Genomic DNA, 8,528 nt, shown 5'->3' on the forward strand with positions numbered 1-8,528 from the left:
TCGTTGTGATCCCCTCGGCCGACTTCCCCCACTGCAAGCCAGCAAGACGCGCACTATAACGCGCCCTGAGCCCGAACCGCCAGCGTCAATCACCCAAGCCCTGTGCCGGGGGCTACAGCCCCCTCGATCGCTCTCAGCTTGCGCGCACCGCGCGGGCCACGCGCCGACACAGGATCGCCGCCGAGGCGGGAATCACCGTGGTGTAAACCGAGAGCGCCATCGCCGCGGCGATCCAACGCGCGGGGCTGGTCAGCGTCTCCGAGATCGTGCCCAGGCTGCTCCAGCCCATCACGCTCATCGCGATGGCCGCACCGCAGCCGAAGGTCAGCAGCGGGTACAGCAACCAGCCTGCGGCGAGCTCGCGAGCGCGCAGCGCGCGGTCCAGAGCTTCATCATGGCGAGCTCCGCGCATCGCCGGCTGCCCCAGCATCACCGCGCTAAAGAGGGCGGCACCCACGCCATGCACACCGACCACCAGCAAGCCCGGTCGCCATACCTTGATAAGCTCCGGCATGTGCGCAAAAGCCCAGAAGCCAAACACCGCCATCACCAGCCCCGGCACGACCACGCTCAGCCCCATCAATGTTCGTGCGACTCGCCGCTTACTCCAGATCAACGCCGCCCAGCTCCCCCAGGTCAGGGTGAGCATCGTGGCGACCAGGGCATAGCCAAGATCCGCAGCCGGCGCGGGCACGTCGGTGTGCATGAAGAGATGAAGCCCCATCACTGCCGCACCGATCATGACGACGCTGGCGGCACACCACAGGGCGATCTCCACCAGGAGCGAAGGCTTTCGGTTTGAATCGTTCATCGTCTCTTCCCTGATCGTCGTGTGTCGGGTTGATCGCGACTCTCCATCATAGTAACGCCTGCGTCTGGCAAAACAAATCCGCCCCCTCTTCCGATTCCCTGCGCCTCTTGAGTACGCCATGCCCCAGACCACCCGCGCCGCCGTCATCCTCGCTGCTGGCTTTGGTAGCCGCCTCAACGCCGAGGAGGGCTACAAACTTCTGGCCGAGGTCGGTGGCCGCCCCATGATCGATCATCACCTGGCCGGCCTGCATCAGCTGGGGGTGGCGCACGTGGTCGTCGTCACCGGCTACGCCCATGAGGGTCTGGAAGATGCACTGCAAAAGGTTGAGTTGCCCGAAGGTATGCGCCTTCATTGCGCCTTCAACCCGAACTTCGAGGGCCAGAATGGCACGTCTGTGCTCGTGGGCGCCGCCGCACTCCGAGACGCCGCTGTGCCAGGCCCCTTCTGGCTCACGATGAGCGACCACCTCTTCGAGCCCGTCCTCTTCGACGATCTGCGCGCCTTCGACGCCGAGCGACCTTCGAGCTGGCAGGGCGCGCTGATGATCGACCGCAAGCTCGAGACGATCTTCGATATGCCCGACGCCACCAAGCTCGCTATGGACGCCGGCGACTTCGCCATCGGCAAAGAGCTCACCCGCTTTGACGCGGTCGACGCCGGGCTCTTCTGGTGCGATGAGGGCTTTGTCGACGCGCTCGTCGGCGCGCGCGAGCGCCGCGGCGACTGCTCCACCTCCGACGCGGTGCGCGCGCTGCACGCTGAGTCGGCCTTCGGCTTCTGGGACATTGGCCCGCGCCTCTGGCAAGACGTCGACACCCCCGGCGCCCGCGCCCACGCCGAGCGCCTGATCGCAGGCTGGCGCGCGCATCAGCACTGAGCGCACCTTCGATCCACGAGCTGCAACGCGCTGCGCCAGAGCGCAAAAAGCCCCGATGTCCTGCGACATCGGGGCTTTTTGATCATTAGACGATCAAACAACCGCCTCAGCGCACATCTTTAAGGGCGATGCACACCGTGGTGCGGTCGTCGCCGCCCATGTTCGCCGTCAGGCCAATCTGCGGACGCTCGGCGAGCTGGTAGTCGCCGCACTGCCCCTTCATCTGGCGGTAGACCTCCAGAAGCTGTTTGACGCCGGTGGCACCCACCGGGTGGCCAAAGGCCAGGAGCCCGCCGCCGGTGTTCACCGGGATCTTACCCGTGAGGCCGGTCTCGCCAGCGCGCGCAAGCTCGGCGCCCTTGCCCTTCTCGGCAAAGCCCAGCGCTTCGTACATCAGGAGCTCGGTGACCGCGAAGCAGTCGTGGACCTCGGCGACCTGCACCTGCTCCGGGGTGATCCCGGCGTCGGCGTAGACCTGGTCGGCGGCCATCTTCGTGTTGTCGAGCACGGTATAATCTTTGACCTGACCGAGCGGGCTGGTCGCCTGGGCGTAGGCCAGGACCTCAATGCAGTCTTCGGGCTTCTTGCCCAGCTTCTTCAGACCTTCTTCGGTCGCCAGGATCACCGCCGCGCCGCCGTCGCTGACCTGCGAGCAATCCGAGACCTTCAGGTGCGGCTTGAGCTCCTCATTGCCCAGGAAGGCCGGGTTGCGGTCGCCGGGTTTGGAGGCGCTCTCCAGATCCCAGCTCACCTTGCTCATGTGCGCCTTGGGGTTCTTATTGGCGTTCTCGTAGGCTTTGACCGTGACATGCGCGATGTCTTCGTCGGTCACACCGAACGCCTCTTTGTAATGCTTGGCGCGGCGAGCAAACATCGCCGGGAAGGTGAACTCGTCGATGGAGCGCTCCTCCTCCCAGTGCGAGGCGCGCGCCAGGAATCCGGCGCCTTCGCGGGCGCTCACCGTGGTCTGCACCTCGGCACCCACGGCCATGACCACGTCGCTGCCGGCGTGGAGCGCGTCCATCGCCGAGAGGATCGCCAGGCCACCGGAGGCGCATGCCCCTTCAAGACGGGTGAAGGGCTTGCCCACGAGTTTTTCGTTGGCGCGCACGGCCATCGCACCCAGGTGACCCTGGGAGTTAAAAAGCTCGCCGGCGAAGTTACCGACAAAGCCGCGATCGATGGCCTCGGCGTCCACACCGGTCTTTTCCAGCGCGCCGTTGATCGCCTGCGTCAGATACGCTTCCAGGGTGGGATTTTCGCGCTTGCCGAAGTCCGGGTGCTTCTTCCACACAAAATCCGGGTGACCTTTACCGATAAAGGTCGTCAGCTCGCCGCCGACCACAAAGATGCGCTTAAGGGGTTTCATGCGTTCTCCTGGGCTGAGCGCCGCCGCGTTGAGGCTGCGGGGCGCACATGGAAAGGGATGGGCGCGAATCGCGACGCCGGCCAAAAGCCGGGCGCCGTGTTTGAAGATGGCTCTGGGTTACACCACTCGAAGCAGCCAAACAACGGGCAAAGGGCGCCTCGCATTCCGCGCGCGCCCTCTGCTGCTACCCCTGGTGCGCTCAGCGCTCTGGCCGGCTCAAAAACGAGCTCAGCCCGGCGGCACGGCGACTAAAAAGGTCTATGGGACCTCACCAGCCGGAGCCGCCCGGGGGGTTGGTGTTCTGCGGGTTAGGCGCCTGCTGCGAACCGGCGGCGGCCGCGGCCGGTGCCGGCTCCGGTAGCGCGATGCGATCGCCGGCCTTCACGCCGGCTTCTTTGGCCTTGCCGATGAGGTTACGGAAGGACTCGCTGGCATCCTGCAACTTCTTATCCCACACCGGATCGGGCTGCTTGCCGGCGATCTCACGGTGGTAGGTCACGATCGTGTACGCCAGCGCGAAGGGCTCATAAAACGCCAGCTCCAGCAGGCGTCCGCCCACGCCAGCGAGCACCAGGGCGATAATAAACCCGAGCGTTTCCCACTCCGGCCCCAGCAGGCTGGAGACGAGCAGACCGGGCACGATGATCATCAGGAAAAAGGCCACGCCAAAGACCTTACCCAGCACCCACGCCTTGAGCGTCGTAAAGAGGATCGGCTTATAACTCTGACCGTAGAGCACGATGCCGTGGCGCGCGCTGTTCCAGACGTTCTCCTCGCGCTGCGCGATCGCATAGCTCAGGATCGCCTCATCCACGTACGAGAGCGAGCGGTTGATGATCCCCTGCACGATGCGAATGAGCTTTCGGAAGTCGCCGGGCAGCGGGATGAAGTTGATGATGCGCACAAAGGTGTTGGTAAACGCTTTGACCGTGCCGTTGATCAACGCGTCGAGCCCGAAGAGCACCGAGACGTCTTTGAAATATTTGGTGACAATGTCGCGCGCGTACTGGATCTGGCCGGGACCTTTGGGCACCTCGCGGCCCAGCATCACCTCGGTCATCGCCGCGATATGCGCGCCTTTGACCATGTAGAGCAGGTAGCGCCGCGCCATGCGCCAGGCGAATCCCCCTGCCCCCATCGCAAAGAGCATGCAGATCACGCCCGCGATCGGCACCAGCTTGGAGACGAAAAACGCGATCGCCCCCCAGATCGCAAACCAGATCACCGCCACCAGGAAAAACCCGGCGTACACCGCCGCGTTCAGCCCTAAGAGCGGCACCGTCGCGCCCAGCAGCGAGACGGCCTCTTTCATATAACTTCCCTTCGTTTGATTCTGACTCATCGTCGCCCTCCGGGCTTCCCCGCTGCAGGTTCAAGATCCACGCCGCATCCCCCGCACGCGCCGTAACGATGGCGAGCGCAGCGGGAGCGGCATCATGGTGAAGAACGCGCCAAACCTAACGCCCCAACCGCAGAGGGTCAACGCCGACACCGACGCTTGAGCGCAGAGACAGGCGCCTCAGGGGAAGAGACGGCGGCGCTCAAAGGGCGCCTGCGGCGCGCGGCGCACAAACTCCCAGCGATCGTGGAGGCGCGCCTCCCCGGCCTGCCAGAACTCGATGCGCGTGGGCACCACGCGCATCCCCGACCAGTGCGGCGGGCGCGTCACCGGCTGCCCCTCAAATCGGGCGGTGACCTCAGCCAGCGCCGCCTCAAGATCGGCGCGCGAGGCCAGCTCGCGGCTCTGCTGCGAGGCCCAGGCCCCCAGCTGGCTCTCCCGCGGGCGGCTGGCGAAGTAGGCGTCCGCCTCGTCCTCGCCCACCGCCTGCGCCGCGCCCTCCACGCGGACCTGCCGACCGAGCTCGGGCCAGAAGAAGGTCAGCGCGCAGCGCGGCTCCGAGAGCAACGCGCGCCCCTTGCGGCTCTGCAGGTTGGTGTAAAAGACAAAGCCCTTGCGGTCGAACCCCTTGAGCAACACAATGCGCAGCGAAGGCTGCCCGTCGGCGTCGACGGTGGCCAGGCTCATCGCGGTGGGCTCGATCATCGCACTCTGGCGGGCCTGAGCAAACCAGGCGTCGAACCACTCAAAAGGATCCTCAAAGGGCAGCACAGCTTGTTGCGGCATAATCGATGCCTCCTCTCGGTTAGTTTAGCCGGGCAGGTGCGCCTGTGGGGTCGCTCCGGACTTTCAGTCGTGGCAACGGCGCTTAGCTTTGTAAGTAAGGGCCAGCGACGCCAACGACAAGACAGGATCGGGGAGGAATTCAACCTTTCGCACCCGCCCCGGTGTGCCCGCCGCTTGCGCATCCCGCACCTCGCGCAACCGGGCCTGGGCGTCGTCGACCCGAAGGTGTCCTGATGAGCTTTCTGACCGCTGTGGCTTTGTTTCGCCAGGTTCTCAGCCCCTCAGCGCACACCCTGGCATGCATGGGAGTAAGCAATTGAGTCAGCACGATTGGGATAGTGATAGTGACGTCGTTACCGAGAAGAAAACCCGGCTCAAAAAACCCCGGCTCTTCAAGGTGATCTTCCATAACGACAACTACACCACCATGGAGTTCGTCGTTCAGATCCTGGAGCAGGTCTTTCACAAAAGCCCCGCCGAGAGCGCCCAGATCATGTTGCGCGTGCACAACCACGGCAGCGGCGTCGCCGGCATCTACCCCCGGGAGGTTGCCGAGACCAAGCTGGAGACGACCATCGCGCTTGCCCGACGCGAGGGCCACCCGCTGATGGTCACCATGGAGCCGGAGTAGCCTCAACGAAGTCCACGCTGTCGCTGTGTTTTTGCTCGTTTTCATCATTAAGGCGGAGTGTGCTGCGCCTTAGAGACCATCCTCTACCCCTTTGCGGTCCTCTCGCCGGAGCCTTAGGTCATGATTCAAAAAGATCTCGAAATCGCCCTCTTCGCGGCGGTCCGTGAGGCCAAGCAGCGCCGCCACGAGTATCTCACCTTAGAGCACCTGCTCTACGTCTTATGTTACGACGAGACCACTCGCCGCATCCTGCGCCATGTCGGCGCCGATGTGGATCGACTCACCCGCGATCTCGACGGCTTTCTCGAAGAGAACCTCGACCGCCTGCCGGCCGATATCAGCGCCGAGCCGGTGCAGACGGTGGCCTTTCAGCGGGTGATGCAGCGCGCGATCATGCACGTGCGCTCCTCCGGCCAAACCGAGGTCAACGGCGGCAACGTGCTCGTCGCCCTCTTCAGCGAGCCGGACAGCCACGCGGTCTTCTTTCTGGAGAACCAGAACGTCAGCCGCCTTGATGTCGTCTCTTACATCAGCCACGGCGTCAGCCGCCTGGACGAAGACGATCGCAGCGGCGACTCCTTCGACGAAGAGCCCGACTGGGAAGACGCCTCCCCGCGCATCGACGAGGAGGAAGACACCGACGGGGTGCAAAACCCGCTGGAGAGCTACTGCACCAACCTCGTCGAGCGCGCCAAAAAAGGTCGCATTGACCCGCTGATCGGCCGCGACTCCGAGATCGAGCGCACCGTCCAGGTTCTCTGCCGACGCCGCAAAAACAACCCGGTCTTCGTCGGCGACCCGGGCGTGGGCAAGACCGCAGTGGCCGAGGGGCTGGCCCGCCGCATTGCCCACGGCCAGGTGCCCTCGGTGCTCGAAGACGCCGAGATCTGGTCGCTGGATCTGGGCGGGCTTCTGGCCGGCACCAAGTTCCGGGGCCAGTTTGAGCAGCGCCTCAAGGCGGTGATCAAGGCGTTGCAGAAACGCAATAACGCCATCCTCTTCATCGATGAGATCCACACCATTGTCGGCGCCGGCGCCACCAGCGGCTCCACCATGGACGCCTCCAACATCCTCAAGCCGGCGCTGGGTGACGGCTCGCTGCGCTGCATCGGCTCGACCACCCACGAGGAGTTCCGCAAGAGCTTTGACCGCGACCGCGCCCTGGCCCGCCGCTTCCAGAAGATCGACATCATCGAGCCCACCATCGAGGAGACCCGCGAGATCTTGCGCGGGCTCAAGCGCCACTACGAGGCCTTCCACGACGTGATCTACACCGATGAGGCCATCGATATGGCCGCCGATCTAGCCGCCAAACACATCACCGAGCGCGCCCTGCCCGACAAAGCCATCGACGTGATCGATGAGGCCGGCGCGCGCCACCGCATCCGCCGCGCGGAGCTGGCCTCCAACACCATCGACGCCGACCATATCGAAGACGTCGTCGCCAAGATCGCCCGCATCCCGCAGCTCAAGGTGCAGGGCAGCGAAAAAGATCGCCTCCACCAGCTGCGCGCTTCGCTCAAGGAGACGGTCTACGGTCAGGACGACGCCATCGACGCGGTGGTCACCGCCGTCAAGATGAACCGCGCCGGGCTGACCCGCCCCGACAAACCCGTGGGCAACTTCGTCTTCGCCGGCCCCACCGGCGTGGGTAAGACCGAGGTCGCCCGCCAGCTGGCCCAGGCTCTGGGCATCGCCTTTATTCGCTTCGACATGAGCGAATACATGGAGCGCCACGCCGTGAGCCGCCTCATCGGCGCGCCTCCCGGATACGTCGGCTACGACCAGGGCGGCCTGCTCACCGAGGCCATCCGCAAGACCCCGCACGCGGTGCTCCTGCTCGACGAGATCGAAAAGGCACACCCCGACATCTTCAACGTACTCTTGCAGGTAATGGATAACGCCAAACTCACCGACAACAACGGGCGAGAGGCTGATTTCAGAAACGTGATCCTGATCATGACCTCGAACGCCGGCGCCCAGGACATGGCGCAGAATGTGGTGGGCTTTAACCAGGGTATTGACCTCTCCCGCGGCAACAAGGCTCTGGAAAAAACCTTCTCGCCCGAGTTCCGCAACCGCCTCGACGGGGTCATCGTCTTCAAGCCCCTGCCGCAGAGCGTGATCATGCGCGTGGTCGACAAGTTCGTCGACGAGCTGGAGTTCCAGCTCAGCGATCGTAACGTGCGCGTGACCCTCGACGACGACGCCCGCGCCTGGCTCGCCAGCCGCGGCTACGACGAGAAACTCGGCGCCCGCCCGCTGGCCCGCATCATCCAGGAGCATATCAAGCAGCCCCTGGCCGAAGAGATCCTTTTCGGGGCGTTGCAAGAAGGCGGGGAGGCGCAGATCGGCGTCAAAGACGACGCGCTGGCCTTCGAGTTCTTTCCCGACAACGTTCAGGAAGAAGCCCTGGCCAACGAGAGCGACTGATACGCCGACGTTCCCAACCGTCGCGCATCAATGCCTCACCCGGCCTCATTGACGCCACCTATCTTCCCACGCCGCGCTCCGAGCGACCTCCTCGCCGGATGCGCGGCGCGGGCGTTTCAACAGACCTTCTTACCAGCGACCTCCCATGCCCGCGCCCGCTGTATCGGCACCCGCCAAACTCTTCCTCTTCGGCGAATACGCCGTCCTCGGGGGCGCCCGCGCGCTCGTGCAGGCCACCGGGCGCTGCGTCACCGCCCGCCTCACACCCAACCAACACAC

General features: G+C 64.7%; 7 protein-coding genes. 3 read left to right on the plus strand and 4 right to left on the minus strand.

Translation table 11 applies throughout. From position 1 onward, the window contains the following. Window positions 1-133: 133 nt before the first annotated feature. Complete coding sequence (locus FRC96_RS15510; protein ID WP_146975746.1) at window positions 134-811, minus strand: hypothetical protein; 678 nt, start codon at window positions 809-811, stop codon at window positions 134-136. A gap of 118 nt (window positions 812-929) precedes the next feature. Between FRC96_RS15510 and FRC96_RS15515 the strand changes: the two genes are divergently transcribed. Next, the gene (locus FRC96_RS15515) at window positions 930-1,691 is read left to right on the plus strand and encodes an NTP transferase domain-containing protein (RefSeq protein WP_146975748.1); all 762 of its coding nucleotides are present in this window, start codon (window positions 930-932) and stop codon (window positions 1,689-1,691) included. A gap of 106 nt (window positions 1,692-1,797) precedes the next feature. Here FRC96_RS15515 and FRC96_RS15520 read toward each other — a convergent pair whose 3' ends face one another. The 3 genes from FRC96_RS15520 to pdxH all read right to left on the minus strand — a co-directional run bounded on the left by FRC96_RS15520 (window position 1,798) and on the right by pdxH (window position 5,185). After that, entirely contained in the window at window positions 1,798-3,060 is a 1,263-nt protein-coding gene (locus FRC96_RS15520) for a thiolase C-terminal domain-containing protein (protein WP_146975750.1), read from the minus strand. 268 nt (window positions 3,061-3,328) lie between these two features. Beyond that, window positions 3,329-4,402: a hypothetical protein gene (locus FRC96_RS15525; RefSeq protein ID WP_146975751.1), complete on the minus strand. Its 1,074-nt coding sequence runs from the start codon at window positions 4,400-4,402 to the stop codon at window positions 3,329-3,331. Window positions 4,403-4,579: 177 nt separating this feature from the next. Continuing rightward, window positions 4,580-5,185, minus strand: coding sequence for a pyridoxamine 5'-phosphate oxidase (gene pdxH / locus FRC96_RS15530; RefSeq protein WP_146975753.1), 606 nt, complete (start codon window positions 5,183-5,185; stop codon window positions 4,580-4,582). A gap of 298 nt (window positions 5,186-5,483) precedes the next feature. Here pdxH and FRC96_RS15535 point away from each other — a divergent pair, with 298 nt between their 5' ends. Together FRC96_RS15535 and clpA are read left to right on the plus strand one after the other, a co-directional pair. Continuing rightward, the gene (locus FRC96_RS15535; protein ID WP_146975755.1) at window positions 5,484-5,816 is read left to right on the plus strand and encodes an ATP-dependent Clp protease adaptor ClpS; all 333 of its coding nucleotides are present in this window, start codon (window positions 5,484-5,486) and stop codon (window positions 5,814-5,816) included. Between the two features lie 120 nt (window positions 5,817-5,936). After that, complete coding sequence (clpA, locus tag FRC96_RS15540; protein WP_146975756.1) at window positions 5,937-8,249, plus strand: ATP-dependent Clp protease ATP-binding subunit ClpA; 2,313 nt, start codon at window positions 5,937-5,939, stop codon at window positions 8,247-8,249. The last annotated feature ends 279 nt before the right edge of the window (window positions 8,250-8,528 follow it).

Origin of the sequence: Lujinxingia vulgaris, from assembly GCF_007997005.1 — a bacterium.
Taxonomy (GTDB): domain Bacteria; phylum Myxococcota_A; class Bradymonadia; order Bradymonadales; family Bradymonadaceae; genus Lujinxingia.

Excerpts from the sequence above, each read along its gene's own strand:
- FRC96_RS15515 (WP_146975748.1), top strand. The coding sequence starts at position 930 with ATGCCCCAGACCACCCGCGCCGCCGTCATCCTCGCTGCTGGCTTTGGT.
- FRC96_RS15520 (WP_146975750.1), bottom strand. The coding sequence starts at position 3,060 with ATGAAACCCCTTAAGCGCATCTTTGTGGTCGGCGGCGAGCTGACGACC.
- FRC96_RS15535 (WP_146975755.1), top strand. The coding sequence starts at position 5,484 with ATGCATGGGAGTAAGCAATTGAGTCAGCACGATTGGGATAGTGATAGT.
- FRC96_RS15525 (WP_146975751.1), bottom strand. The coding sequence starts at position 4,402 with ATGAGTCAGAATCAAACGAAGGGAAGTTATATGAAAGAGGCCGTCTCG.
- FRC96_RS15510 (WP_146975746.1), bottom strand. The coding sequence starts at position 811 with ATGAACGATTCAAACCGAAAGCCTTCGCTCCTGGTGGAGATCGCCCTG.
- clpA (WP_146975756.1), top strand. The coding sequence starts at position 5,937 with ATGATTCAAAAAGATCTCGAAATCGCCCTCTTCGCGGCGGTCCGTGAG.
- pdxH (WP_146975753.1), bottom strand. The coding sequence starts at position 5,185 with ATGCCGCAACAAGCTGTGCTGCCCTTTGAGGATCCTTTTGAGTGGTTC.